Genomic DNA, 25,682 nt, shown 5'->3' with positions numbered 1-25,682 from the left:
CGGGCCTTACAGGCCCATGTCCTTGGCGATGATCGACTTCATGATCTCGCTGGTGCCGCCGTAGATACGGTTGACGCGGTTGTCCGCGTACAGGCGGGCGATCGGGTACTCGTTCATGAAGCCGTAGCCGCCGTGCAGCTGGAGGCAGCGGTCGATGACACGGTGCGCGACCTCGGTGCAGAACAGCTTGGCCGACGCGGCCTCGGCCGGGGTCAGCTCGCCCGCGTCCAGGGCCTCCAGGGCGCGGTCGGCGACGGCCTCGGCGGCGTCCACCTCGGCCTGGCAGGCGGCCAGCTCGAACTTGGTGTTCTGGAAGTGCGCGACCGGCTTGCCGAAGACGGTGCGCTCCTGCACGTACTCCTTGGCGAACCGGACGGCGGCCTTGGCCTGCGCGTAGGCGCCGAAGGCGATGCCCCAGCGCTCGGAGGCGAGGTTGTGGCCGAGGTAGTAGAAGCCCTTGTTCTCCTCGCCGAGGAGGTCCTCGACCGGGACCTTGACGTCGACGAACGCCAGCTCGGCGGTGTCGGAGGTCTTCAGGCCCAGCTTGTCGAGCTTGCGGCCGATGGAGTAGCCCTCGGACTTGGTGTCGACGGCGAAGAGGGAGATGCCATGGCGGCGGTCCTCGGCCGTGGGCGCGGAGGTGCGGGCGCAGACGATCACGCGGTCGGCGTGCACGCCACCGGTGATGAAGGTCTTGGAGCCGTTGAGGACGTAGTGCGTGCCGTCCTCGGAGAGCTTGGCGGTGGTCTTCATGCCCGCGAGGTCGGAGCCGGTGCCCGGCTCGGTCATCGCGAGGGCCCACATCTCCTCGGCGGAGACGAACTTCGGCAGGAACCGCTTCTTCTGCTCGTCGGTGGCGAGCATCTTGATGTACGGCAGGCCGAGCAGCACGTGCACACCGGAGCCGCCGAACTGCACACCCGCGCGCGCGGTCTCCTCGTACATCACCGCCTCGAACTTGTACGAGTCGATGCCGGCGCCGCCGAACTCCTCGTCCACGCGGATGCCGAAGACGCCGAGCTCGGCGAGCTTGTAGTAGAAGTCGCGCGGCGCCTGGCCCGCGGCGAACCACTCGTCGTAGACGGGAACGACCTCGGCCTCTATGAAGGCCCGCAGGGTCTCCCGGAACGCCTCGTGGTCCTCGTTGAACACCGTACGGCGCACCGCCGGCCCCTCTCTGCGCCTGAACCGGCGCCGCTCTCGCGGATGTGGTTGCTCGCCGTCGGGGTTGCTCAACGGATGACTGCGGCCCCTTGGCTAAGCGCTTGCTCAGATGTCAGGTTACCCGTCGGTCACGACGACCGTCCAGGGTCATCGGCCGCCCTCCCCCATGACGCTCGTCACGCTCGCTCCAGCTCCGCCGGCCGGGCGAGAACGCGCTGGGGGAGTTCCGCGGCGGTCAGCCGGAACGGGGTCCAGCGGTCCCCGGAGTCCGACCTCATCGACACCGAGAACCGGAAGCGCCCCATCAAAGAACGGCATCCCCCGCCGCCGCCGCGAAGGCGCCCCGCGCCATCCGGTGCAGCAGGGCCGCCGTCACGCCGCGCCCCGGCAGCGCCCCGGGCCGCCCGAGGTGGGGTGTCGAGTTCAGGAGGCCGAAGACCGAGTGCACCGCCGAGCGGGCGGTGGGTTCGGCGAGGGCCGGATACACCTCGCGCACGACCTCCACCCACAGCTCGACGTACTGCCGCTGCAACTGCCGTACGAGCTTGCGGTCGCTGTCCCGCAGGCGGTCCAGCTCGCGGTCGTGCAGGGTGATCAGAGGGCGGTCGTCGAGCGCGAAGTCGATGTGACCCTCGACGAGCGAGTCGAGGACCGCCTCCGCACCCCCGTCGGCCTCCGCCACCCGGCGCTTGCCGCCGGTGAGCAGCTGCCCGCTGATCCCCACCAGCAGTTCGGCGAGCATCGCGTCCTTGCCCGCGAAGTGCCGGTACAGACCGGGGCCGCTGATGCCGACCGCCGCTCCTATCTCATCCACCCCGACGCCGTGGAAGCCGCGCTCGGCGAAGAGCCGGGCAGCCTCCCGGAGGATCTGCTCGCGTCGGGTGGGGGCGTCGGTTCTCGTGGCCATGGAAGCAATTCTAGACAGGGAGGTTAGCGGTCGTTAACCTGGACGACAGCGTTAACGCTCATTAACTGGTGGACCACTGGTGAGGGGACCGCGGGACATGCACGAAGCACCGGAGCTGACGAGCGCGGCAGATCCCGCGTCGGAGGCCTGGCGGACCAACGAGACGGCCCATCGCGCCCTCGGCGAGGAGCTGCGCGCCAAGCTCGCCGAGGCACGCCTCGGGGGCGGTGAGCGGGCCCGGGAGCGCCACACCGCGCGCGGGAAGCTGCTCCCGCGCGAGCGCGTGGACACACTCCTCGACCCGGGCTCGCCCTTCCTGGAGCTGGCCCCGCTGGCCGCCCACGGGATGTACGACGGGCAGGCACCGGCCGCGGGCGTGATCGCCGGGATCGGCAGGGTCAGCGGCCGTGAGTGCGTGATCGTCGCCAATGACGCCACCGTCAAGGGCGGCACGTACTACCCGATGACCGTGAAGAAGCACCTGCGGGCACAGGAGGTGGCGCTCGAGAACCGCCTCCCCTGTGTCTATCTCGTCGACTCCGGAGGCGCCTTCCTGCCCATGCAGGACGAGGTCTTCCCGGACCGCGAGCACTTCGGACGGATCTTCTACAACCAGGCGCGGATGTCGGGGGCGGGGATCCCGCAGATCGCCGCCGTCCTCGGCTCGTGCACGGCCGGCGGCGCGTATGTCCCGGCGATGAGCGACGAGGCCGTGATCGTGCGCAATCAGGGCACGATCTTCCTCGGCGGGCCCCCCTTGGTGAAGGCCGCCACCGGCGAGGTCGTCACCGCCGAGGAGCTGGGCGGCGGCGAGGTCCACGCGCGTGTGTCGGGCGTCACCGACCACCTCGCGGAGGACGACGCGCACGCGCTGCGGATCGTACGGAACATCGCGGCCACGCTCCCCGCGCGCGGGCCCCTCCCCTGGGCGGTCGAGCAGTCCGTCGAGCCCAAGGTGGATCCGTACGGGATCTACGGCGCGGTGCCCGTCGACTCCCGCACCCCCTACGACGTACGCGAGGTCATCGCGCGCGTGGTGGACGGTTCGCGCTTCGCCGAGTTCAAGGCGGAGTTCGGGCAGACCCTGGTCACGGGCTTCGCGCGCATCCACGGACACCCGGTCGGGATCGTCGCCAACAACGGCATCCTGTTCTCCGAGTCCGCCCAGAAGGGCGCCCACTTCATCGAGCTGTGCGACCAGCGCGGCATCCCCCTGGTGTTCCTGCAGAACATCTCGGGCTTCATGGTGGGGCGTCAGTACGAGGCCGGTGGCATCGCCAAGCACGGCGCCAAGATGGTCACGGCCGTCGCCTGCACCCGCGTGCCCAAGCTGACCGTGGTGATCGGCGGCTCGTACGGAGCGGGCAACTACTCGATGTGCGGCCGGGCGTACTCGCCGCGCTTCCTGTGGATGTGGCCCGGCGCCAAGATCTCCGTGATGGGCGGCGAGCAGGCCGCTTCCGTCCTCGCGACCGTCAAGCGCGACCAGCTGGAGGCGCGCGGGGACTCCTGGCCCGCCGAGGACGAGGACGCCTTCAAGGCCCCGATCCGCGCCCAGTACGAGCGGCAGGGCAGCGCCTACTACGCGACGGCCCGCCTCTGGGACGACGGCGTGATCGACCCGCTGGAGACCCGGCAGGTGCTGGGGCTCGCACTGACCGCCTGCGCCAACGCGCCACTGGGTGACCCCCAGTTCGGCGTCTTCCGGATGTGATGAGGGTGCCCGAGATGTTCGACACAGTCCTTGTGGCCAACCGGGGCGAGATCGCCGTACGCGTCATCCGCACCCTGCGCGCGCTCGGCGTCCGCTCGGTCGCCGTCTTCTCCGACGCGGACGCCGACGCCCGGCACGTGCGCGAGGCGGACACGGCGGTACGGATCGGTCCGGCGCCGGCCGCCGAGAGCTATCTGTCGGTGGAGCGGCTCCTCGACGCCGCCGCCCGCACCGGGGCCCAGGCGGTGCACCCCGGGTACGGCTTCCTCGCCGAGAACGCCTCGTTCGCGCGCGCGTGCGCCGACGCCGGGCTGGTCTTCATCGGCCCGCCCGCGGACGCGATCGCGCTCATGGGCGACAAGATCCGCGCCAAGGAGACGGTGAAGGCGGCCGGTGTCCCGGTCGTCCCCGGCTCGTCCGGCAGCGGCCTCACGGACGCTCAGCTGGCCGAGGCCGCGCGGGAGATCGGCACGCCCGTGCTGCTCAAGCCGTCGGCGGGCGGCGGCGGCAAGGGCATGCGGCTGGTGCGGGACGCGTCGGCGCTGGGCGAGGAGATCGCCGCGGCCCGCCGCGAGGCCCGCGCCTCCTTCGGCGACGACACCCTCCTCGTCGAGCGCTGGGTCGACCGCCCCCGGCACATCGAGATCCAGGTCCTGGCCGACGGCCACGGCAACGTCGTCCACCTGGGCGAGCGCGAGTGCTCCCTCCAGCGCCGCCACCAGAAGATCATCGAGGAGGCGCCGAGCGTGTTCCTCGACGCCGGCACCCGCGCCGCGATGGGCGAGGCGGCGGTCCAGGCGGCCCGCTCCTGCGGGTACGAGGGCGCGGGCACGGTCGAGTTCATCGTCCCCGGCTCCGACCCGTCGTCGTACTACTTCATGGAGATGAACACCCGCCTCCAGGTGGAGCACCCGGTCACCGAGCTGGTCACGGGACTCGACCTGGTGGAGTGGCAGCTCCGGGTCGCCGCGGGCGAGCGACTGCCTTACGGGCAGGAGGACATCAGCCTCACCGGGCACGCGGTGGAGGCACGCATCTGCGCCGAGGACCCCGCACGCGGCTTCCTGCCCTCGGGCGGCACGGTCCTCGCCCTGCACGAACCCCAGGGCGACGGCGTGCGCACGGACTCGGGGCTGAGCGAGGGCACGGAGGTCGGTTCGCTCTACGACCCGATGCTGTCCAAGGTGATCGCCTACGGGCCCGACCGCGCGACCGCGCTGCGCAAGCTGCGCGCCGCCCTCGCGCAGACGGTCACGCTCGGCGTGCAGACCAACGCCGGGTTCCTGCGACGGCTGCTGGCCCATCCGGCGGTGGTGGCGGGGGACCTGGACACGGGGTTGGTGGAACGGGAGGCGGACGAACTGCTCTCCGGCTCCGGTGAGGTCCCGGAGGAGGTGTACGACGCCGCTGCCGCGGTACGGCTGTCGTCACTGGCCCCGGAGGGGGGCGGCTGGACCGACCCCTTCTCGGTGCCGAGTGGTTGGCGCCTGGGCGGCGAGCCCGCACCCGTGGTGTTCCACCTGCGCGTGCCGGGACTCGAACCCGTCGCTCACCACCCGCGAGGCGCGAGCACCGTCACCGCCGGCCAGGTGTCGGTGGTGCTGGACGGCGTACGCCACACCTTCCACCGCGCCGGCGACTGGCTCGGCCGCGAAGGCGACGCCTGGCACGTGCGCGACCACGACCCCGTGGCCGCCTCCCTCACCGGCGCGGCGCACGCCGGGATGGACTCGCTCACCGCGCCCATGCCCGGCACCGTGACCGTCGTGAAGGTGGCCGTGGGCGACGAAGTGGCCGCGGGCCAGAGCCTGTTGGTGGTCGAGGCGATGAAGATGGAGCACGTCATCTCCGCCCCGCACGCCGGGACCGTCAGCGAGCTGGACGTCACACCGGGCACCACGGTCGCCATGGACCAGGTGCTGGCCGTGATCACGCCGTACGAGGAGACGACACCGTACGAGGAAGCGACACCGTACGAGGAGACGACATGAGCACCCCCGAACTCGGCCTCCCCATGGCCGTACCGGCCCCGGACCTGCCCGCGCGAGTGAGGATCTACGAGGTCGGCGCGCGCGACGGGCTGCAGAACGAGAAGGCGACCGTGCCGACGGAGGTGAAGGCCGAGTTCGTCCGGCGTCTCGCCGACTCGGGCCTGACCACCATCGAGGCCACCAGCTTCGTCCACCCCAAGTGGGTGCCCCAGCTGGCGGACGCGGAGCAGCTGTTCCCGCTCGTGAGCGACCTGGGCGGGTCCTCGGGGGTGCACCTCCCGGTCCTCGTGCCCAACGAACGGGGTCTGGACCGGGCGCTGGCCCTCGGCGCCCGCCATGTCGCCCTGTTCGCCAGCGCGACGGAATCCTTCGCGAAGGCGAACCTGAACCGGACCGTCGACGAGTCCCTGGCCATGTTCGAGCCGGTGGTGTCCCGGGCCAAGGCGGACAAGGTCCACGTCCGCGGCTATATCTCGATGTGTTTCGGCGACCCGTGGGAGGGGCCCGTACCCATCCACCACGTCGTACGCGTCTGCAAGGCCTTGATGGACATGGGCTGCGACGAGCTGAGCCTCGGCGACACGATCGGCGTGGCGACGCCGGGTCATGTGCAGACCCTCCTCGACGAGCTGAACGAGGAGGGCGTGCCGACCAGCGCGCTCGGTGTGCACTTCCACGACACCTACGGCCAGGCGCTCGCCAACACCCTGGCCGCCCTCCAGCACGGCGTCACCACCGTCGACGCCTCCGCGGGCGGCCTCGGCGGCTGCCCCTACGCCAAGTCCGCCACCGGCAACCTCGCCACCGAAGACCTCGTATGGATGCTCCAGGGCCTCGGCATCGAGACCGGTGTCGACCTCGCCCGCCTCACCGCCACCAGCGTGTGGATGGCCGAGCGACTGGGCCGACCCAGCCCGTCCCGCACGGTCAAAGCCCTCTCCCACAAGGAATGATCCCCATGTCCCTGGACCACCGTCTCTCCCCCGAACTCGAAGAACTCCGCCGTACGGTCGAGGAGTTCGCCCACGACGTCGTGGCGCCGAAGATCGGCGACTTCTACGAGCGGCACGAGTTCCCGTACGAGATCGTGCGGGAGATGGGCCGCATGGGCCTGTTCGGACTGCCCTTCCCCGAGGAGTACGGCGGCATGGGCGGCGACTACCTCGCCCTCGGGATCGCCCTGGAGGAACTCGCCCGGGTGGACTCCTCCGTCGCCATCACCCTGGAGGCGGGCGTCTCGCTCGGCGCGATGCCGGTCCACCTCTTCGGCACGGAGGCCCAGAAGCGGGAGTGGCTCCCCCGTCTGTGCTCCGGCGAGATCCTCGGCGCCTTCGGCCTGACGGAGCCGGACGGCGGCTCGGACGCGGGCGCGACCCGCACGACGGCCCGCCTTGACGAGTCGACGAACGAGTGGGTGATCAACGGCAGCAAGTGCTTCATCACCAACTCCGGTACGGACATCACGGGCCTGGTCACGGTCACCGCGGTCACCGGCCGCAAGCCCGACGGCAAACCACTCATCTCCGCGATCATCGTCCCGTCCGGCACCCCCGGCTTCACGGTCGCCGCCCCGTACTCGAAGGTCGGCTGGAACGCCTCCGACACCCGTGAGCTGTCCTTCGCCGACGTCCGCGTCCCGGCCGCGAACCTGCTCGGCGAGGAGGGCCGCGGCTACGCCCAGTTCCTGCGCATCCTGGACGAGGGCCGTATCGCCATCGCGGCCCTGGCGACCGGCCTCGCGCAGGGCTGCGTCGACGAGTCGGTGAAGTACGCCAAGGAGCGGCACGCGTTCGGACGCCCGATCGGTGCGAACCAGGCCATCCAGTTCAAGATCGCCGACATGGAGATGAAGGCCCACATGGCCCGCGTCGGCTGGCGTGACGCCGCGTCCCGCCTGGTCTCCGGCGAACCCTTCAAGAAGGAGGCGGCCGTCGCCAAGCTCTACTCCTCCACCATCGCCGTCGACAACGCCCGCGACGCCACTCAGATCCACGGCGGCTACGGCTTCATGAACGAGTACCCGGTGGCCCGCATGTGGCGCGACTCCAAGATCCTGGAGATCGGCGAGGGCACGAGCGAGGTGCAGCGGATGCTGATCGCACGGGAGTTGGGGCTGGTGGGCTGAGCGGGCGCGGAGGCACAGCCGCGCGGGTCCCGAAGGCTCCTTCTCCGCGCTCACCCACGCCAAGGACTTTCCGGTCCGAGCGGCGACCGCTACCGCGGCAAGGACCCGTACATTTACCGGGACTCGGTGCCGTTCGGCGCCTGGACGGTGGAGACCTTCGCGTTCCGCCGCTGCGGCAAGGCCGGCGACGACAAGTCCGTGCCGGGCGCGGGCTGACGGCCCGCCCCCGGCACGACCTGGGCGACCAGCACATCCCGGCGGTCTGAACCATGACGTACTGCCAGGCGGTTGAAAAAGTCATGGGTGGCAGCGCGGCCACGGAAGGCTTCGCCCGGCCGTTCCTGCTCCCCGGCGTCGCGCACTGCGGCGGCGGCCGGGGCCCGGACACTTTCGACGCGCTGAGCGCGGTGACCGACTGGGTGACCAAGGGCGAGGCACCGAGCAGTCTGACGACCATGTCCATGGACAGCGGCGGGAACACCACCGCAACGGTCGGCAACAGGGTCCACGGCAAGTGGGTGGTGTCCAAGGGCAAGGCCTGACCGCCCGACCGGCACACGGGCGGCCCACAGGTTCCGGCGGACGGCGCCCGCCCTCTGGACAAGCAGTGAGGTTAGGCTAACCTACCTTCGAACTTGTCCGGCGGGCGCCACCGCCCCGTGCCGAAAGCAGCCACACACATGTCCAACGCCCGTGCCACCCACCTCACCCGACGCGGCATCCTCGCCGCCGGCGGCGCCCTCGGTCTCGGTGCCGTCCTCACCGCCTGTGGCGACGACGACGGCAAAAGCGGTGGCTCGGAGTCGACGAAGGCCGCCGCCGCCAAGTCCGGCCCCTGGACCTTCAAGGACGACCGCGGCACGACGGTGAAGCTGGACAAGATCCCGGCGAACATCGTTGCCTTCACCGGCGTCGCCGCCGCCCTCCACGACTACGGCATCGAGGTCAAGGGCGTCTTCGGCCCGACCACGACCAACGACGGCAAGGCCGACGTCCAGGCGGGCGACATGGACGTCAGCAAGCTGACCGTCCTCGGCAACGAGTGGGGCCAGTTCAACATCGAGAAGTACGCGACCCTCGCGCCCGACGTGCTGATCTCCACCATGTTCGACTCCGCGGGCACCCTCTGGTATGTCCCCGAGGAGTCCAAGGCGAAGATCCTCAAGCTCGCCCCGAGCGTCGGCATCTCCGTCTACGACCGCCAGATGCCCATGTCGTTGCAGCGCATGCTCGCGCTCGCCGTGTCACTGGGCGCCGACGAGAAGTCCGCCAAGATCGCCGAGGCGAAGAAGAAGTTCGAGACGGCCGCCGAGCGGCTGCGCACCGCGGCCAAGGCCCGCCCCGAGATCAAGGTGCTCGCCGGTTCCGCGAGCCAGGACATCTTCTACGTCTCCGGCTCGAACCTCTCCATCGACCTGGAGTACTTCAAGGCGCTCGGCGTGAACATCGTCGAGCCCTCCGCCAAGGCCCTGAAGGCCAGCGGCGGCTGGTTCGAGAACCTGAGCTGGGAGAACGTCGACAAGTACCCGGCGGACGTCATCATCATGGACGACCGCAGCGCGACCATCCAGCCGGCCGACATCACCGAGGCCACTTGGAAGAAGCTGCCCGCCGTCAAGGCCGGCCAGGTCATCGCCCGCTCCCCCGAGCCGATCGTGTCGTACGACAAGTGCACCCCGCTTCTCGACAACCTCGCCGAGGCGATCGAGAAGGCCAAGAAGGTCGCCTGACACCGTTCCTAAAGACTGAGCGGGAGTGAGTCCTGTTGCCAGAACGCATGCTCAGCCGCGTGCCCCGAACGGTGTTGGGCACACTGGTCCCCCGCTTTCGCTCCGCCGCCGGGCAGCACGCATCGTGTGCGTGGTCCGGGAAGGTGGGGGCGGGTTCCCTCGCGCCCTCGAATCTCCGCTCCAGCCTGGACGGTCCGATGCCCCTGCACATCGCTCCGGTGTGCAGGGGGCGGTGCCGTCCGTCGCCGGATCGGGTGTCCGAGGGCGCGTCGCCCGACGGCGATGCTCGCCGCATCGTGCCGGGTGGTCTCACGTCGTGGAGTGGTCAGCGATTTCTGCCAGTACTGGGCGCCCCACCGGCTGGTGTAGGCCGGGTCGACCGCGACGATCGCCACATCCTGCTCGGCGGCCATCGAGAGGAGCCGGGCCTTGAGCTTCGCGGTGGGGAAGCGGGAAATCAGTCGGCGGAAGCGCTTGTTGCGGCCATGCTTCTCCCGGCTCCTGCCGTCGGTGAAGTCGAGATCCTCGACGGCGATCGCAGCGACGCCACGGCGGCGGGCGAAGTGCAGCAGCTGGGTCAGCGCGTGCCGGATCTGCGCGTCCCGGTGCCCGGCAGTATCGGTGAGGTCGTAGAAGAAGCGCTGCGGTTCGCCGACCGGGTTGCCGTGCACATCCAGACGCCAGGCCGCCAGGTGATCGTCGTTCATGTCTACCCCGACCACCCCCCGGGCCAGCGCCGCCTCAAGCGGCAGCACCGGCGCTGCGGCGCGCTGCCAGGAGGCGGTCACATACCAGCGGCCCCGCCCCGCGTCGTGATGGATGCGGTAGGCCACCGCCCGGTTGACCGCGATCCGGTCGAGCCACTCCTGACCCCGGTGCTTGAACTGCACCGTCGCATCCAGCACGTACCGGCCGTGCGGCACGTTGGCCAACTGCGCCAGCGGGGCCGGGAGCTTGATCGAGATGTGTCCGGTGTCGGTGATGCGAATGGTCTCGTTGCCGAATCGCTTGCCGGACTCCCCGTCAGCGGCCAGGAACATCCGCGCCGCCTGCCACCGCTCCCGCCACGCCTGCCCGCTCAGCCCGGCCTCGTCCAGGTGGTGACGGGTAGTAGCCAGGCGCCTGCCACCGCGCACCACGCGCACCCGGCCCGCCGCCCAGTCGGCCTCAACCGCCGCCAGCCGCTGGTTCAAGGACTGCAGGCGGCGGGACTTGGCATGCCACTCGACCCGCGAGGCGTACCCGCGCACCAGCCCTTCGGGCTTGTCGGCCTTGGCACCCAGCGGCCGGGCCAGTCGTGCCTCGATCTGCCCGACCTGTCCCCGCAGCCAGCCGATGTGGGCGGCCTGGCCGCGCCGGGCCAGGGCCCACTGGTCCTGTGTGGCCCTGGTGATACTCCCCGCCCAGCGCGCCGACGAGCGCCCGGTCAGCCCCCGCTTGCGCGCTGCCCACGCGGCCGCATCATGCGCCAGCCCCTCCCTGGACCGGACCGCGAGATCACCGGCGGCCAGCGAGCCGAGAAGCAAACCGACCTCACGCAACACGGCCGCATCCGCCTGCGACACCCGCAGCCGGTCCCGGATGGCCACCCCGGCCGGACCCGGCACCACGTAGGACGCTGCCAGCTCCCTCAGCCTGTCCACCTGCCACCCCCATCCCGCCCTGAAGATCCAGCCACTGCACCCAACGAGCGCCACCCGCGAAGGTCACCCGTTCGGCGCAAGAACCTCCGTTCCCCTCCGGCAAGGGTCCCGGGCGCGCATCACGGACAGGACGACCCGAGCCTCACTCCCGCACACCAGAACTCACTACGCCTCAGTACACCGACAGCAGTTCCCAACCCCTGCCGTGATCACCTGACGATGACTCAGGAGCACCCATGACGACGGCCACAGCCGCCCCGTTCCGCTTCTTCTCCCTCCAGGTCGCACGGACGAGGCGGCTCGGCCCGTCGCTGGTCCGGATCACCTTCGCCGGCGACGACCTGGTGACCTTCGCCTCGCACGGCCGGGACCAGAGCCTCTCCCTCTTCCTGCCGCACCCCGGCCAGACCCACCCCGCCGTGCCCTACGAACTGGGCGACGGCTGGTGGCAGGGCTGGCGCGAACTCCCCGACGACATAAGGGCGGTGATGCGCTCGTACACGCTGCGGGCGCTGCGCCGGGACGCCCGGGGCCATACGAGCGAGATCGACATCGACTTCGTCCTGCACGGCGTGGAGCCGGATGCCGAGGTCCCCGCGGGGCCGGCGTCCCAGTGGGCCTCCCGCGCGTCGGCCGGTGACCGCGTCGTACTGCTCGGCCCGGCGGTCGAGGACAACCGGGCGATCCGCTTCCGCCCGCCCGCCGACACCGACCTGGTCGTCCTGTGGGCGGACGAGACCGCGCTGCCCGCCGCCTCCGCGATCCTCGAGTCCCTGCCCGCCGGCACCCGCGTCCGCGCCTGGCTGGAGGTCCAGCACGCCGAGGACGTCCAGGACCTGCTGATCACCGCCGAGGCGGAGATCACCTGGCTCGTACGCGACGACGGGGCCCCCATGGCCGTCGACGCGGTACGCGCCGCCCGGCTTCCGGCCACCGGGAGTCCGTACGCCTGGATCGCGGGCGAGTCCGGGTGCGTGAAGGAGATGCGCCGTCATCTCGTGCGCGAGCGCGGCATCGACCGCAGGCGGGTCACCTTCGTCGGCTACTGGCGGCGCGGGCTGACCGAGGAGCAACTGCGCGAGCAGGAGTGACCGTTCACGAAAAGTCACAGGTGGGGCGGGGTCGCCGTTCGACTTAGGTTAGGCTAACCTAAGTCGAACGCCGGGACCCCGCCCCGCTTTTCGTCCCGGCCCAGCCCTCGCCCCACCCGTCCCGCTCGGACTCTCCCGCACGGAGGACCCCCACATGCGCTCGCACCTGCTCAATGACACGACCGCGGAGCGGTACCGCCGCTCCGTGACCGAAGGAATCGAGCGGGTGGCGGCCAAACTCGCCACCACCGACCGACCGTTCACGGGTGTCACGGTCGACGCCCTCGCTCCCCGTATCGCGCGGATCGACCTGGACCGCCCGCTGCACGACACCAGCGCCGTCCTCGACGAGCTCGAAGAGGTCTACCTCCGGGACGCGATCTACTTCCACCACCCGCGCTACCTCGCGCACCTCAACTGCCCGGTGGTCATACCCGCCGTGCTCGGCGAGGCCGTCCTGTCCGCCGTCAACTCCTCCCTGGACACCTGGGACCAGTCGGCCGGCGGCACCCTCATCGAGCGCCGGCTCATCGACTGGACCAACGAGCGCATCGGCCTCGGCCCGGCCGCCGACGGCGTGTTCACCAGCGGCGGCAGCCAGTCCAACCTCCAGGCCCTGCTGCTGGCCCGCGAGGAGGCCAAGGCGGGGAGTGAACCCGGTGACCACGCCGCCAGACTCCGTGTCTTCGCCTCCGAGGTCAGCCACTTCAGCGTCAAGAAGTCGGCCAAACTCCTGGGCCTCGGCGCGGACGCGGTCGTCTCGATCCCCGTCGACCACGACAAGCGCATGCAGACGCTCGCCCTCGCCCACGAGCTGGAGCGCTGCGAGCGCGACGGCCTGGTCCCGATGGCCGTCGTCGCCACCGCCGGCACCACCGACTTCGGTTCCATCGACCCGCTGCCCGAGATCGCGGAGCTGTGCGCCCAGTTCGGCGCGTGGATGCACGTGGACGCGGCCTACGGCTGCGGACTGCTCACCTCCCTCAAGAACCGGGACCGCCTCGACGGCATCGAGCGCGCCGACTCCGTCACCGTCGACTACCACAAGTCCTTCTTCCAGCCGGTGAGTTCGTCCGCCGTGCTGGTCCGCGACGCCGCCACCCTGCGCCACGCCACCTACCACGCGGAGTACCTGAACCCGCGCCGCATGGTCCAGGAGCGCATCCCCAACCAGGTCGACAAGTCGCTGCAGACCACCCGCCGCTTCGACGCCCTCAAGCTGTGGATGACGCTGCGGGTGATGGGCGCCGACGGCATCGGCGAACTCTTCGACGAGGTCTGCGACCTGGCCCAGGAGGGCTGGAAGCTGCTCGTCGCCGACCCCCGCTTCGACGTGGTGGTCGAGCCGTCCCTGTCCACCCTCGTCTTCCGCTTCATCCCGGCCGCCGTCACCGACCCGGCCGAGATCGACCGCGCCAACCTCTACGCCCGGAGGGCCCTGTTCGCCTCCGGTGACGCCGTCGTCGCGGGCACCAAGGTCGGCGGCCGCCACTACCTGAAGTTCACCCTGCTCAACCCCGAGACCACGGCCGACGACATCGCCGCCGTGCTCGATCTGATCGCCGGCCACGCCGAGCAGTACCTGGGAGAGTCCCTTGACCGCGCTTCCTGAATCCGTCGAAGCCACTGGAAAGACCTACGACTTCGTGGGGATCGGGCTCGGGCCCTTCAACCTCGGCCTCGCCTGCCTCACCGAGCCGATCGCCGAACTGGACGGCGTCTTCCTCGAGTCCAAGCCGGACTTCGCGTGGCACTCCGGGATGTTCCTGGAGGGGGCGCACCTCCAGACCCCGTTCATGTCGGACCTGGTGACCCTCGCCGACCCGACCTCCCCGTACTCCTTCCTCAACTACCTCAAGGAGTCCGGGCGGCTGTACTCCTTCTACATCCGCGAGAACTTCTACCCGCTCCGGGTCGAGTACGACGACTACTGCCGCTGGGCCGCCTCGAAACTGAGCAGCGTCCGCTTCAGCACGACGGTCGAGGAAGTCACGTACGAGGGCGATCTGTACCACGTACGGACGGCGGCCGGCGAGGTGTTCCGCGCCCGCCACCTGGTCCTCGGCACCGGGACACCCCCACACATCCCCGAGGCCTGCGCGGACCTCGGCGGCGACTTCATCCACAACTCCCGCTACCTCCAGCACAAGCGGGAGCTCCAGGCGAAGAAGTCGATCACGCTCGTCGGCAGCGGCCAGTCCGCCGCCGAGATCTACTACGACCTGCTCAGCGAGATCGACGTCCACGGCTACCGGCTGAACTGGGTCACGCGCTCTCCGCGCTTCTTCCCGCTCGAGTACACCAAACTCACGCTGGAGATGACCTCCCCGGAGTACATCGACTACTTCCACGCGCTGCCCGAGCCGACCCGCTACCGCCTCCAGACGGAGCAGAAGGGCCTGTTCAAGGGCATCGACGGCGAGCTGATCGACGCGATCTTCGATCTGCTCTACCAGAAGAACCTCGGCGGCCCCGTCCCGACGCGGCTGCTCACCAACTCCTCCCTGAACACGGCCGTTCACGAGAACGGCACGTACACCCTGGGCCTGCGCCAGGAAGAGCAGGGCAAGGACTACGAGCTGAGCTCCGAGGGCCTGATCCTGGCCACCGGCTACAAGTACGCCGAGCCGGAGTTCCTGAAGCCGGTCCGCGAGCGGCTGCGCTACGACACCCGCGGCAACTTCGACGTGGCCCGCAATTACTCCATCGACACCACGGGCAGCGGCGTCTTCCTGCAGAACGCGGGCGTCCACACCCACAGCATCACCAGCCCCGACCTGGGCATGGGCCCGTACCGCAACGCCTCCATCATCCGTGAGCTGCTCGGCACCGAGTACTACCCGGTCGAGAAGACGATCGCGTTCCAGGAGTTCGCCGTATGAGCACCACGAGCCGGACAGGCACGACCACCGACGTGGGCACCTTCACCATCCGCCCTCTCGACGCCCTCCAGGACGCCGAGTTGCTGCACGGCTGGGTGACGCATCCCAAGGCCGCCTTCTGGATGATGCAGGAGGCGAAACTGCACGACGTGGAGCGCGAGTACATGGCCATCGCGGCCAGCGAGTACCACGACGCGTTCCTGGGGTCGCTGGACGGCGAACCCGTGTTCCTGATGGAGCGGTACGACCCGGCGCACGTGGAGCTGGTCGGTCTGTACGAGCCCGCGCCCGGAGACGTCGGCATGCACTTCCTGGTCGCGCCGACGCAGACGCCGGTGCACGGGTTCACCCGTGCAGTGATCACCGCGGTGATGGAGCACCTGTTCGCCGACCCGACGACCGCGCGGGTCGTCGTCGAGCCCGACGTGCGCAACACGGCCGTGCACGCACTGAACGAAGCCGTCGGGTTCGTGCCCGAGCGCGAGATACAGAAGCCGGAGAAAAGGGCGTTGCTGAGCTTCTGCACCCGGGAGCGGTTCGAGCGGACGGCGGGGGTGACCGTATGAGCCTCGCCGACGCCGTGGCCCACCTCTCCCCCGAGCGCTGGGAGCGCGCCAACCGCCTTCTCGTCCGCAAGGCCCTCGCCGAGTTCGCGCACGAGCGCCTCATCACTCCGGAGCCCGAGGGCGACGGCAGGTACGTCGTCCGCAGCGACGACGGCCTGACCCACTACCGCTTCACCGCCATCCTCCGCTCCCTCGACCACTGGCAGGTCGACCCCGAGTCGATCACCCGCCACCGCGACGGGGCCGAACTCCCGTCGGCCGCACTCGACTTCTTCATCGAGCTGAAGACGTCGCTGGGCCTGAGCGACGAGGTGCTGCCGGTCTATCTGGAGGAGATCTCCTCCACCCTCTCGGGCACCTGTTTCAAACTCACCAAGCCGCAGATCCCCTCCGCCGAACTCGTGAAGTCCTCCTTCCAGGAGATCGAGACCGGCATGACCGAGGGACACCCCTGCTTCGTCGCCAACAACGGGCGGCTCGGCTTCGGCGTGCACGACTACCTCTCGTACGCCCCCGAGACCGCGAGCCCGATCCGGCTGGTGTGGCTGGCCGCGCACCGCTCCCGGGCCTCCTTCACCGCGGGTGTGGGCATCGCGTACGAGTCCTTCGTGCGCGAGGAGCTGGGTGCCGGGACGGTCGAGCGGTTCACCGCCACCCTCACCGAACAGGGCCTCGACCCCGAGGACTACCTGCTCATCCCCGTCCACCCCTGGCAGTGGTGGAACAAGCTCTCGGTGACCTTCGCGGCCGAGGTCGCCCAGCGCCACCTGGTCTGCCTCGGCGAGGGCGACGACGAGTACCTGGCCCAGCAGTCCATCCGGACGTTCTTCAACACCACCAGCCCCGAGAAGCACTATGTGAAGACAGCCCTGTCCGTCCTCAACATGGGCTTCATGCGGGGGCTTTCCGCCGCCTACATGGAGGCGACCCCGGCGATCAACGACTGGCTGGCCCAGCTGATCGACAACGACCCGGTGCTGAAGTCGACCGGGCTGTCGATCATCCGGGAGCGGGCGGCCGTCGGCTACCGGCATCTGGAGTACGAGGCGGCCACCGACCGGTACTCGCCGTACCGCAAGATGCTGGCCGCGCTGTGGCGCGAGAGCCCCGTCCCCGACCTCCAGGAGGGCGAGTCGCTCGCCACCATGGCCTCCCTGGTCCATGTGGACCACGAGGGCGCGTCCTTCGCCGGCGCGCTGATCGAGCGGTCCGGTCTGGCGCCCACGGAGTGGCTCCGCCACTACCTGCGGGCGTACTACACGCCCCTCCTGCACAGCTTCTACGCCTACGACCTCGTCTTCATGCCGCACGGCGAGAACACGATCCTCGTACTGAAGGACGGCGTGGTCCGGCGCGCGATCTACAAGGACATCGCCGAGGAGATCGCGGTCATGGACCCGGACGCGGTGCTGCCGCCCGAGGTCCGGCGGATCCGCGTCGAGGTCCCCGAGGACAAGAAACTGCTGTCGATCTTCACGGACGTCTTCGACTGCTTCTTCCGCTTCCTCGCGGCCGACCTCGCCGCCGAGGGGATCCTGGAGGAGGACGACTTCTGGCGTACGGTCGCGGAGGTCACCCGCGAGTACCAGGAGTCGGCGCCCGAACTCGCCGACAGGTTCCGGCAGTACGACATGTTCGCGCCCGAGTTCGCGCTGTCCTGCCTGAACCGGCTCCAGCTGCGCAACAACAAGCAGATGGTGGACCTGGCCGATCCGTCCGGCGCACTCCAGCTGGTCGGCAGCCTGAAGAACCCGATCGCGGGCTTGTGAAACCGGTGGGGCTCAGGAGTACGGTCCTCCTGAGCCCCATCTTTCCCGTTACACCGTTTACACCGTGGGCCAGGGCACTTGGGGCGAGCGGTAGTAGCCGATCCCCAGGGCCTCCCAGCGCGGCCCCTGCGCCGCGAGCCGCACCTTGTAGGTGTTCCAGTCGTGCGTCGACGCGGGCGACCAGCCGAGCTCGGCCGCGCCGGGCAACCGCGGGAAGGTCATGTAGTCGATGTCGGCGCCCGTGACGATGGTCTCCGTCCACAGCGGCGCCTCGACGCCCCGGATCGCGGAAGCCGGCGCTCCCGGAAGGTAGGCGCCCGGATCCCAGTCGTACGACCGTTTCACCTCCACCAGGCCCGCCCAGTCCTGCCCGAGCGGGGTGTCGGCGGTGTACTTCATGTCGAGGTAGACCCGGTCGGCGGGCGACAGCACGAGCCCCGTGCCGTTCCGCGCGGCCTCGGCGACCTGCGCCTTCTCCGTGGCACTGGTGTCGTCGAGCCCCCAGTACTGCGCGATCGCGCCCTTCACCGGGTGCGCCCCGGTCAGCTGGTGCCAGCCGACCACCGTCTTCCCGTACTTGGCGACGACCGGCTGCACCTTGTCCATGAAGGTGACGTAGTCGGCGTGGCTGGTGGAGTGGGCCTCGTCCCCGCCGATGTGGAGGTACTTGCCCGGCGTGAGCGCCGCCAGCTCCCGCACGACGTCGTCCACGAAGTCGTAGGTCACCGGCTTCGCCACGCACAGCGAGCTGAACCCGACGTCGGTGCCGGTGTAGAGCGGGGGCGCGGTCCCGTCGCAGTTCAGCTGGGCGTACGAGGCGAGCGCGGCGTTGGTGTGGCCCGGCATGTCGATCTCCGGGACGACCTCCAGATAGCGGGAGGCCGCGTACCGCACGATCTCCTTGTAGTCGGCCTTGGTGTAGTAACCCCCGTGCCCGCCACCGACCTGTGTGGACCCTCCGTACGTGGCGAGCCGCGGCCAGGAGTCGATCGCGATGCGCCAGCCCTGGTCGTCGCTCAGGTGCAGATGCAGTTTGTTGACCTTGTAGAGGGCCAACTCGTCGATGTACCGCTTGACTTGCGCGACACCGAAGAAGTGCCGGGAGACGTCGAGCATCGCGCCGCGGTAGCCGTAGCGCGGGCTGTCCTTGATGGTGCCGCCCGCGACGAGCCAGGGGCCGGGCTGCACGGAGTTCTTCTCGACGGCGGCGGGCAGCAGTTGGCGCAGCGTCTGGACGCCGTGGAAGAGCCCGGCGGGCGCGGCGGCCGTGATGGTGACACCGTCCCGCCCGCTGTCCAGGCGATAGCCCTCGGCGCCCGTCGGCCCCGCCGCGATCCGCAGCCGGATACCGCCCGCGCCGTGCGTGGTGACGGGCAGTCGGTACCCGGTGGAGGGACGCAGGACGTCGGCCAGATACGCGCCGACCCGGCGGGCCTGAGGCGAGTCCTCGACCCGGATACGGGTGCCGTCGGTGATGCGGTACGGGGATCCGCCCGCGTGGACCGAGGCGGGGGCCGGCACCACCTGCCCGAGCGGGGTCGCGGTGCGGCCCGACTCGGAGTGTGCGGCACCGGCGACGGAGACACCGGCGGCCGCCACGAGCAGCAGCGTACCGAGTAGACGGGGCGTTCTGTGCTGTCTCACATGCGCTCCCTTCGAAGGGCCCTGCAAATGAATTGCGAATGGGTATAGACCACTCTTCCGCAGACCCGGTGAAACAATCCCCCTCATGGCGGAAATCATCCAGAAGGACGGGACGTGGACCTTCGACGGCGACGCGCTGCGGCTGACTCCGGGGCGCGACAAGAACGTGAGCCTGCTCCGCAGAACCTTGGGTGAACTGACGGTCCCACTGGGAGCGTTGGCGGGGATTTCCTTCGAACAGGGCAGGAAGAGCGGCCGGTTGCGGCTCCGGCTGCGCGACGGCGCCGACCCGCTGCTCCAGGCGACCGGCGGCAAGCTCGCCGAGCCGAACGACCCCTACCAGCTCGCCGTGGAGTCCGACCGCTACGGCGTCGCCGAGTACGTCGTGGACGAGGTCCGGGACGCGCTGCTCCTGGACCGGGTGCCGGCCGAGCCGGTCGACAGCTATCTGCTCCCGGGCCCCTGCGTGCCGCTGTCCGTCTCCGCCGGCGACGGCACCGCGAGCTTCGACGGCGAGCACGTGCGCCTGGAGTGGAACTGGAAGACCGAGGACTCCAAGTCCGCCGCCGGAGCCCGCACGCTCGTCCTCACCGACCTCACCACCGTCGAGTGGCACCCCGCGGTCGGCCTGGAGAACGGCTACCTGCGCTTCACCGTCCGCGGCGCGGAGACCAAGGCCCCGCCGAAGTACGACCCCAACTCCGTCGAACTGTGGGGCTTCAAGAAGGACCCGCTGATGGCGCTGGTCGCGGCGGCTGTGCAGGCCCGGCTCCCGCATCCCACGGCCTCCCCGGAAGCCGCGCGGGCGACGGAGCGGCCGACCGCGACCGCCCCGGAGGACGACCACGACGCCCTGCTCCGCCGCCTGCGCGAACTGGGCGACCTCCACAGGTCCGGCGTCCTGACGGACGAGGAGTTCACGCTGGCCAAGCAGGCGGTCCTCAGGCGCATCTAGGAACAGCGCCGGTGCGGACCGCCTGCCCGGATGCCGTGCGCCCCGCCTTCCGGGCGCGCGGTGGGAGCTACTTCGCCCTGCGCGCCACCGTGAAGTGGTCGATCCGGTCGCCGGTCTCGGCGATGCCCTGGACCTTCAGGGTGGTGTAGTGGCCCTTCGGCGCGGGGGTGACGTCCACGCGCAGGAAGGAGTAGTTCAGGTAGCGAACGCGCGACCAGGCGACGGTCTCGTTCTGCTTGCCGTCCTTGAGGTTGATGAAGGAGGCCACGGAGTCGACCTCGTTCTCGTGCCCCTCGTACGAGTCCGGGGCACTGAAGGCGTACAGGCTGCGGCCCGCCGCACCCGCCGTGACGTACACCACGCCCTCGGTCTCGGAGTACGCCGTGTCGCCGATCGGCAGCTTCTTGGTGATCTCGTTGCCCTTGATGACGTCCGTGCGCTCGTACTGGTGGTTGTGGCCGTTGATGACCAGGTCCACCGTGTACTTGTCGAACAGCGGCACCCACTCCTGTCGCACGCCCCCCTCCGAGGCGTGCGCCGTGGAGGTGCAGTACGCGCAGTGGTGGAAGAACACGATGATGAAGTCGATGTCCTTCGCGGCACGGAACTTCTTCAGCTGGCCCTCGAACCACTTCGTCTGGGTGCCGCCGGAGATGCCGAGGTTGGCCGGGATCTCGAAGGAGACGTCGTTGGGGTCCAGGGAGATGATCGCCGTGTTGCCGTAGACGAAGGAGTAGACGCCCGGGAGGTTCTTCTTGTCCGGACCGTTGTCGGGGAGCGTCCAGCGGGCTTCCTCGCCGCCGTAGCCGTTGGGCGAGTACCAGGCCTCCATGTCGTGGTTGCCGTACGACACCATCCACGGCACGGACTTGGAGACGGACTCGGTCTGGGCGAGGAACTGGTCCCAGGTGCGCGAGTCGAACACGGTGTCGGAGGTCTTGCCCTGGCCGGCCGGGTCGCCGTAGGCGATGTCGCCGGCGTGCAGGTGGAAGGCCGGGTTCTGGCCGAGGATCAGGCTGTCGTTGGCCAGGGCGTGGTAGCTGACGCCCTGGTCGCCGAAGGCCGTGAAGGTGAACGGCTTGGCGTGCGAGGGAGCGGTGGTGAAGGTGCCGAGGGTGCCCAGCAGGTGGGGCTCGGCCGGGTCGAAGCCCGCGTGGCCGACACCGTAGTAGTACGTCTTGCCGGGGCGCAGGTGGGTGAGCTGGGCGTGCACGTAGTACTGCGTGTGGTCGCCGCTCGCGCCGACGCCGGCCGGGGTGTAGAGGCTGCGGACCTCGGCCTCGATCTTGCGGGAGAGGTCCCAGGGGTGGGCGCCGATGCGGATGAACGGCTTGTTGACCGCCGTCGGGACCTGCCAGGAGACGGTCATCTCGGTGCGCGGATCGGCGCCGTAGGCGAGGTGGCGGCCGAAGGGGGCGACGAGCGCGCCGTCGACCTTCTGCGTCGACGTCGAAGCCTCGGTCCGCTGCGTCGGCACCGCGGCCTGTGCGACGGCTCCCGGGACGAAGGCACCGCCCGCGACGGCGCCCAGGGTCACGGCCCCGCCTCTGATCATGTTGCGCCGGGAGAACTTGGCGCGGAGATACTCATGCTGCTCTGCCATGGTCATGCGCTCGGCGAGCTTCTCCGGTACGCCCATGCGTGGAATGTCCATGGCCACAGAAGTTGCTCCCGGCAGTCGACGTGGCACAAGACGCAGGATGGACAGCTTGCTAACAGCCCCCCATAAGACCTTCAACAGCCACTTGCCCGATATCGGGCAGGATTCTTGCGAATCGGCTCCCGGTACCTCAGGATCAACGGGTGCACGACGAACTTGTTGATCATCTGACGCGCTCCACCCCCCTGAACCGGGGCGAGGCACTGCGGGTGATCCAGGACGTGCTCGCCTACTTCGACGAGACGACCGAGGACTACGTCCGTCGCCGCCACCGCGAGCTCCAGGCCCAGGGCCTGGTCAACGCAACGATCTTCGAACGGATCGAGGCGGACCTGAAGTACCGCGCGGTCGCGCCGCCCGAGCTCACGCTCAGGCAGCTGCGCCGTATCGTCTACGGCTGAATCGAAACTTAGGGAATACGTATATATGTGCGGAATCGTCGGATACATCGGCAGGCGTGACGTGGCACCGCTGCTGCTCGAAGGCCTCCAGCGCCTGGAGTACCGCGGCTACGACTCGGCGGGCATCGTCGTCACGACGCCGAAGTCGGCCGGTCTGAAGATGGTCAAGGCCAAGGGCCGGGTCCGTGACCTGGAGGCCAAGGTCCCCGCACGCTTCAAGGGCACGACCGGCATCGCCCACACCCGCTGGGCCACCCACGGCGCCCCCTCCGACGTGAACGCGCACCCCCACATGTCCGCCGACAGCAAGGTCGCCGTCGTCCACAACGGCATCATCGACAACGCCTCCGACCTGCGCAAGAAGCTCGAGGCGGACGGTGTCGAGTTCCTCTCGGAGACCGACACCGAGGTCCTCACCCACCTGATCGCCCGCTCCCAGGCCGAGAAGCTCGAGGACAAGGTCCGCGACGCACTCCGGGTGATCGAGGGCACGTACGGCATCGCGGTCCTGCACGCCGACTTCCCCGACCGCATCGTGGTGGCCCGCAACGGCTCCCCGGTCGTCCTCGGCATCGGCGAGAAGGAGATGTTCGTCGCCTCGGACATCGCCGCCCTGGTCACCCACACCCGCCAGATAGTGACTCTGGACGACGGCGAGATGGCCACCCTGAAGGCCGACGACTTCCGCACGTACACCACCGAGGGCACCCGTACGACGGCCGAGCCGACCACCGTGGAGTGGGAGGCGGCCTCGTACGACATGGGCGGCCACGACACGTACATGCACAAGGAGATCCACGAGCAGGCCGAGGCCGTGGACCGGGTGCTGCGCGGCCGCATCGACGACCGGTTCTCCACCGTGCACCTCGGTGGCCTGAACCTGGACGCCCGTGAGGCGCGCCAGATCCGCCGCGTGAAGATCCTCGGCTGCGGCACCTCGTACCACGCGGGCATGATCGGCGCCCAGATGATCGAGGAGCTCGCCCGCATCCCCGCGGACGCCGAGCCGGCCTCCGAGTTCCGCTACCGCAACGCGGTCGTCGACCCCGACACCCTGTACGTGGCCGTGTCCCAGTCCGGTGAGACGTACGACGTGCTGGCCGCCGTGCAGGAGTTGAAGCGCAAGGGCGCGCGAGTGCTCGGTGTGGTCAACGTCGTCGGCTCGGCGATCGCCCGCGAGGCGGACGGCGGCATGTACGTCCACGCGGGCCCCGAGGTCTGCGTCGTCTCGACGAAGTGCTTCACCAACACGACCGTCGCCTTCGCGCTGCTCGCCCTGCACCTCGGCCGCACCCGCGACCTGTCGGTCCGCGACGGCAAGCGGATCATCGAGGGCCTGCGCAGGCTGCCCGCGCAGATCTCCGAGATCCTGGAGCAGGAGGACGAGATCAAGAAGCTGGCCGAGGAGTACGCCGAGGCCCGCTCGATGCTGTTCATCGGCCGCGTCCGGGGCTACCCGGTGGCCCGTGAGGCCTCCCTGAAGCTCAAGGAGGTCTCGTACATCCACGCCGAGGCCTACCCGGCCTCCGAGCTCAAGCACGGCCCGCTGGCGCTCATCGAGCCCGCGCTGCCCACGGTCGCGATCGTCCCCGACGACGACCTCCTGGAGAAGAACCGCGCCGCCCTGGAGGAGATCAAGGCCCGCAGCGGCCGGATCCTCGCGGTGGCGCACCAGGAGCAGGAGAAGGCCGACCAGACGATCGTCGTCCCGAAGAACGAGGACGAGCTGGACCCGATCCTCATGGGCATCCCGCTCCAACTCCTCGCCTACCACACGGCGTTGGCCCTGGGCCGCGACATCGACAAGCCGCGCAACCTGGCCAAGTCGGTGACGGTGGAGTAGAGCGCCCCGTAAAGGGCGCGGGGCGCTGACATCACGCGGCTGGGCCGCGTGGGCGCGAGCAACCCCCACCACCCGCAGCCAAACGCCCAAGAGAACGGGTCCCTGTGCCACGCCACCAGCGCACAGGGACCCGTTCCTTCAGGGGGCCGGGGCCGCCCATGCCCCGGCCCGCGCCGACATCAGCCGGTGGCCGTCACCCCCCGGCCGGCGGCGCGTCCGGGCAGTGCGGTGGGCCAGTGGGCCATCGCCGCCGTGGCCCCGTACCAGGCGAGCGCGCCGCCCGCGACGGCGAACCAGCCGCCGACCTTCCCCAGCCCTCCGCTGTCGCCGAACTGCCCGACGGCCAGCAGGAGAAGGGCGACGAAGAGCAGTGCGTACGTTCCCCGGGTGAGAAGGGGGGCGCCGCTCGCGCCGGCGGTCAGACTGAGCGCGACGAGCGCGAACAGGAGCAGGAAGAGACCGGTCGCGTTGGCGGACATCTGCGTGCCGGCCGTGACGCCCCAGGTGAACCAGAACGCGCCGAGCGCCGTGAAGGCCGTACCGGTGAAGGCGTCGTGGTCGCGGAAGGCGAACAGCCCGGCTACGAAGAGCGCGATGCCACCGACATAGGTGGCGAGGGAGACGGAGTCGGCCGCTGTCACGCCGTCGATCACTTGGGTGTTACCGAGGCCGAAGAGCAACAGGGTGAGGCCGAGCGCGAGGTGGCCGAGGGTCGAGGTGATGCTTCCCGCGGAGACGTCTTTGTCCACGGCGGGCTCCCTTCATGCATGTGCAGTTGTGCTGCGTGGTACCGGCCGTGCGATTGGTCCGGTGACCGGTATGTACCCTTCACAAGGGCACAAACCACCTCTACGCGCGAGTAGATTCATGCCGTTCCAGACAGCCGCCAAAGGGAGTTGACGGTGGGTCAGGGGCGCGTCGGAGGATGTGTCAGGGGATGACGATCACCGGGCGCTGCGCACGCTTCGCGAGCCGTCCGGCCACCGAGCCGAAGATGCGCCCGACGATGCCGTGCGTGGAGCCGACGACGATCGCGTCCGCCTCGTACTCCCGTCCGACCTCTTCGAGTTCGTGACAGATGTCACCGCCGCGCTCGACGAGGATCCAGGGCACCTCGGCCAGATATTCGGCACATGCGAGTTCGAGGCCGAGCACCTCGGTGCGGTGATCGGGCACGTCGACGAAGACCGGTGGTTCACAGCCCGCCCACACCGTGGTGGGCAGCCGGTTCGCGACATGCACGATGATCAGGCCCGAGCCGGAGCGGTGGGCCATGCCGATCGCGTAGGCGAGGGCGCGCTCGCTGGACGTCGAGCCGTCGAAACCGACGACGACGCCGTGCTTGAAGGCAGGATCGCAGGACTGGCGGGGTTCTTCCGCCGCCAGGGGCTCGGCCGCCGTGGGATCGGCGAGCGGGCGCTTGCGGTCCGCGGGATCGAAGAATTCGTGACCGGCCATGGGTATCTCGGCGTTTAGATCCTCGTGGTGGGGACGACAACGTGCGGCAGAGCTGTGTCCGGGAATCATCTTCCCGACCCCATACCCCCAAGGGTACGGCGGCACGCCTCCTCTGCCCAGATCTCGCGCGCACTGCGCG

The 25,682-nt window shown here is 69.7% G+C and carries 22 protein-coding genes; 14 read left to right on the top strand and 8 right to left on the bottom strand.

Translation table 11 applies throughout. The features are described 5' to 3' along the window. Window positions 1-6 precede the first annotated feature (6 nt). The 3 genes from ACIRA5_RS30075 to ACIRA5_RS30065 form a co-directional block, all read right to left on the bottom strand. The gene (locus tag ACIRA5_RS30075; protein WP_403695715.1) at window positions 7-1,164 is read right to left on the bottom strand and encodes an acyl-CoA dehydrogenase family protein; all 1,158 of its coding nucleotides are present in this window, start codon (window positions 1,162-1,164) and stop codon (window positions 7-9) included. A 176-nt stretch (window positions 1,165-1,340) separates the two neighbouring features. Continuing rightward, window positions 1,341-1,469 (bottom strand): hypothetical protein, encoded by a 129-nt coding sequence (locus ACIRA5_RS30070; protein WP_403695714.1) that lies wholly within the window; start codon window positions 1,467-1,469, stop codon window positions 1,341-1,343. Beyond that, window positions 1,469-2,071 carry a TetR/AcrR family transcriptional regulator gene (locus ACIRA5_RS30065; protein ID WP_403695712.1) on the bottom strand — a complete coding sequence of 201 codons (603 nt, stop codon included), beginning with the start codon at window positions 2,069-2,071 and terminating at the stop codon, window positions 1,469-1,471. Before ACIRA5_RS30065 ends, ACIRA5_RS30070 begins: the two co-directional genes overlap by 1 nt. A 97-nt stretch (window positions 2,072-2,168) precedes the next feature. Here ACIRA5_RS30065 and ACIRA5_RS30060 point away from each other — a divergent pair, with 97 nt between their 5' ends. The 6 genes from ACIRA5_RS30060 to ACIRA5_RS30035 all read left to right on the top strand — a co-directional run bounded on the left by ACIRA5_RS30060 (window position 2,169) and on the right by ACIRA5_RS30035 (window position 9,631). Beyond that, a complete protein-coding gene (locus tag ACIRA5_RS30060) occupies window positions 2,169-3,785 on the top strand; it encodes a carboxyl transferase domain-containing protein (protein ID WP_403695710.1) in 1,617 nt (538 codons plus the stop codon). A gap of 14 nt (window positions 3,786-3,799) precedes the next feature. Next, entirely contained in the window at window positions 3,800-5,776 is a 1,977-nt protein-coding gene (locus tag ACIRA5_RS30055; protein ID WP_403695707.1) for an acetyl-CoA carboxylase biotin carboxylase subunit, read from the top strand. Then, a complete protein-coding gene (locus ACIRA5_RS30050) occupies window positions 5,773-6,729 on the top strand; it encodes a hydroxymethylglutaryl-CoA lyase (RefSeq protein WP_403695704.1) in 957 nt (318 codons plus the stop codon). The genes ACIRA5_RS30055 and ACIRA5_RS30050 overlap by 4 nt, the downstream gene beginning before the upstream one ends. An 11-nt stretch (window positions 6,730-6,740) precedes the next feature. Then, entirely contained in the window at window positions 6,741-7,901 is a 1,161-nt protein-coding gene (locus ACIRA5_RS30045) for an acyl-CoA dehydrogenase family protein (RefSeq protein ID WP_403695869.1), read from the top strand. 269 nt (window positions 7,902-8,170) lie between these two features. Continuing rightward, entirely contained in the window at window positions 8,171-8,443 is a 273-nt protein-coding gene (locus tag ACIRA5_RS30040) for a tannase/feruloyl esterase family alpha/beta hydrolase (RefSeq protein WP_403695701.1), read from the top strand. 138 nt (window positions 8,444-8,581) lie between these two features. Next, window positions 8,582-9,631 carry an ABC transporter substrate-binding protein gene (locus ACIRA5_RS30035; RefSeq protein ID WP_403695699.1) on the top strand — a complete coding sequence of 350 codons (1,050 nt, stop codon included), beginning with the start codon at window positions 8,582-8,584 and terminating at the stop codon, window positions 9,629-9,631. Between the two features lie 8 nt (window positions 9,632-9,639). On the opposite strand, the gene ACIRA5_RS30030 is transcribed toward ACIRA5_RS30035, so the two are convergent. Beyond that, window positions 9,640-11,274, bottom strand: coding sequence for an IS200/IS605 family accessory protein TnpB-related protein (locus tag ACIRA5_RS30030; RefSeq protein WP_403695697.1), 1,635 nt, complete (start codon window positions 11,272-11,274; stop codon window positions 9,640-9,642). A 236-nt stretch (window positions 11,275-11,510) separates the two neighbouring features. On the opposite strand from ACIRA5_RS30030, the gene ACIRA5_RS30025 reads away from it, so the two are divergent. The 5 genes from ACIRA5_RS30025 to ACIRA5_RS30005 all read left to right on the top strand — a co-directional run bounded on the left by ACIRA5_RS30025 (window position 11,511) and on the right by ACIRA5_RS30005 (window position 17,582). Further along, complete coding sequence (locus ACIRA5_RS30025) at window positions 11,511-12,365, top strand: siderophore-interacting protein (RefSeq protein WP_403695694.1); 855 nt, start codon at window positions 11,511-11,513, stop codon at window positions 12,363-12,365. A 154-nt stretch (window positions 12,366-12,519) separates the two neighbouring features. Then, entirely contained in the window at window positions 12,520-13,977 is a 1,458-nt protein-coding gene (gene desA / locus ACIRA5_RS30020) for a lysine decarboxylase DesA (RefSeq protein WP_403695692.1), read from the top strand. Continuing rightward, the gene (locus ACIRA5_RS30015; RefSeq protein WP_403695689.1) at window positions 13,961-15,247 is read left to right on the top strand and encodes a lysine N(6)-hydroxylase/L-ornithine N(5)-oxygenase family protein; all 1,287 of its coding nucleotides are present in this window, start codon (window positions 13,961-13,963) and stop codon (window positions 15,245-15,247) included. Before desA ends, ACIRA5_RS30015 begins: the two co-directional genes overlap by 17 nt. After that, on the top strand, window positions 15,244-15,813 hold the full coding sequence (locus tag ACIRA5_RS30010) for a GNAT family N-acetyltransferase (protein ID WP_403695687.1): 570 nt from the start codon (window positions 15,244-15,246) through the stop codon (window positions 15,811-15,813). The genes ACIRA5_RS30015 and ACIRA5_RS30010 overlap by 4 nt, the downstream gene beginning before the upstream one ends. Then, complete coding sequence (locus ACIRA5_RS30005) at window positions 15,810-17,582, top strand: IucA/IucC family protein (RefSeq protein WP_403695684.1); 1,773 nt, start codon at window positions 15,810-15,812, stop codon at window positions 17,580-17,582. The genes ACIRA5_RS30010 and ACIRA5_RS30005 overlap by 4 nt, the downstream gene beginning before the upstream one ends. Window positions 17,583-17,639: 57 nt before the next feature. Here the strand turns inward: ACIRA5_RS30005 and ACIRA5_RS30000 are convergent, their stop codons facing one another. Beyond that, the gene (locus tag ACIRA5_RS30000; protein WP_403695682.1) at window positions 17,640-19,226 is read right to left on the bottom strand and encodes a beta-N-acetylhexosaminidase; all 1,587 of its coding nucleotides are present in this window, start codon (window positions 19,224-19,226) and stop codon (window positions 17,640-17,642) included. A gap of 85 nt (window positions 19,227-19,311) precedes the next feature. Between ACIRA5_RS30000 and ACIRA5_RS29995 the strand changes: the two genes are divergently transcribed. Continuing rightward, complete coding sequence (locus ACIRA5_RS29995) at window positions 19,312-20,181, top strand: DUF4429 domain-containing protein (protein WP_403695680.1); 870 nt, start codon at window positions 19,312-19,314, stop codon at window positions 20,179-20,181. Window positions 20,182-20,248: 67 nt separating this feature from the next. Here the strand turns inward: ACIRA5_RS29995 and ACIRA5_RS29990 are convergent, their stop codons facing one another. After that, a complete protein-coding gene (locus ACIRA5_RS29990) occupies window positions 20,249-21,820 on the bottom strand; it encodes a purple acid phosphatase family protein (protein ID WP_403695867.1) in 1,572 nt (523 codons plus the stop codon). 164 nt (window positions 21,821-21,984) lie between these two features. Between ACIRA5_RS29990 and ACIRA5_RS29985 the strand changes: the two genes are divergently transcribed. Next, a complete protein-coding gene (locus ACIRA5_RS29985) occupies window positions 21,985-22,242 on the top strand; it encodes a hypothetical protein (RefSeq protein WP_054232868.1) in 258 nt (85 codons plus the stop codon). 25 nt (window positions 22,243-22,267) lie between these two features. Further along, the gene (gene glmS, locus ACIRA5_RS29980; RefSeq protein WP_075029204.1) at window positions 22,268-24,085 is read left to right on the top strand and encodes a glutamine--fructose-6-phosphate transaminase (isomerizing); all 1,818 of its coding nucleotides are present in this window, start codon (window positions 22,268-22,270) and stop codon (window positions 24,083-24,085) included. A 179-nt stretch (window positions 24,086-24,264) separates the two neighbouring features. Here the strand turns inward: glmS and ACIRA5_RS29975 are convergent, their stop codons facing one another. After that, window positions 24,265-24,834, bottom strand: a complete 570-nt coding sequence (locus ACIRA5_RS29975) for an acetate uptake transporter (RefSeq protein ID WP_054232866.1) — start codon at window positions 24,832-24,834, stop codon at window positions 24,265-24,267. A 181-nt stretch (window positions 24,835-25,015) separates the two neighbouring features. After that, a complete protein-coding gene (locus ACIRA5_RS29970) occupies window positions 25,016-25,543 on the bottom strand; it encodes a universal stress protein (protein ID WP_054232865.1) in 528 nt (175 codons plus the stop codon). Between the last annotated feature and the right edge of the window lie 139 nt (window positions 25,544-25,682).

It is taken from the genome of Streptomyces sp. NPDC096311 (genome assembly GCF_044763085.1).
Taxonomy (GTDB): Bacteria; Actinomycetota; Actinomycetes; order Streptomycetales; family Streptomycetaceae; genus Streptomyces.
Note: the sequence above shows the minus strand (reverse complement) of the source record. Positions and strands in the feature narration are given on the sequence as shown.

Bases quoted from the DNA above. Each gene is read 5' to 3' on its own strand.
- ACIRA5_RS30070 (WP_403695714.1), bottom strand. From the start codon at position 1,469: ATGGGGCGCTTCCGGTTCTCGGTGTCGATGAGGTCGGACTCCGGGGAC.
- ACIRA5_RS30065 (WP_403695712.1), bottom strand. From the start codon at position 2,071: ATGGCCACGAGAACCGACGCCCCCACCCGACGCGAGCAGATCCTCCGG.
- ACIRA5_RS30060 (WP_403695710.1), top strand. From the start codon at position 2,169: ATGCACGAAGCACCGGAGCTGACGAGCGCGGCAGATCCCGCGTCGGAG.
- ACIRA5_RS30055 (WP_403695707.1), top strand. From the start codon at position 3,800: ATGTTCGACACAGTCCTTGTGGCCAACCGGGGCGAGATCGCCGTACGC.
- ACIRA5_RS30050 (WP_403695704.1), top strand. From the start codon at position 5,773: ATGAGCACCCCCGAACTCGGCCTCCCCATGGCCGTACCGGCCCCGGAC.
- ACIRA5_RS30040 (WP_403695701.1), top strand. From the start codon at position 8,171: ATGACGTACTGCCAGGCGGTTGAAAAAGTCATGGGTGGCAGCGCGGCC.
- ACIRA5_RS30035 (WP_403695699.1), top strand. From the start codon at position 8,582: ATGTCCAACGCCCGTGCCACCCACCTCACCCGACGCGGCATCCTCGCC.
- ACIRA5_RS30025 (WP_403695694.1), top strand. From the start codon at position 11,511: ATGACGACGGCCACAGCCGCCCCGTTCCGCTTCTTCTCCCTCCAGGTC.
- desA (WP_403695692.1), top strand. From the start codon at position 12,520: ATGCGCTCGCACCTGCTCAATGACACGACCGCGGAGCGGTACCGCCGC.
- ACIRA5_RS30010 (WP_403695687.1), top strand. From the start codon at position 15,244: ATGAGCACCACGAGCCGGACAGGCACGACCACCGACGTGGGCACCTTC.
- ACIRA5_RS30005 (WP_403695684.1), top strand. From the start codon at position 15,810: ATGAGCCTCGCCGACGCCGTGGCCCACCTCTCCCCCGAGCGCTGGGAG.
- ACIRA5_RS29995 (WP_403695680.1), top strand. From the start codon at position 19,312: ATGGCGGAAATCATCCAGAAGGACGGGACGTGGACCTTCGACGGCGAC.
- ACIRA5_RS29990 (WP_403695867.1), bottom strand. From the start codon at position 21,820: ATGGGCGTACCGGAGAAGCTCGCCGAGCGCATGACCATGGCAGAGCAG.
- glmS (WP_075029204.1), top strand. From the start codon at position 22,268: ATGTGCGGAATCGTCGGATACATCGGCAGGCGTGACGTGGCACCGCTG.
- ACIRA5_RS29970 (WP_054232865.1), bottom strand. From the start codon at position 25,543: ATGGCCGGTCACGAATTCTTCGATCCCGCGGACCGCAAGCGCCCGCTC.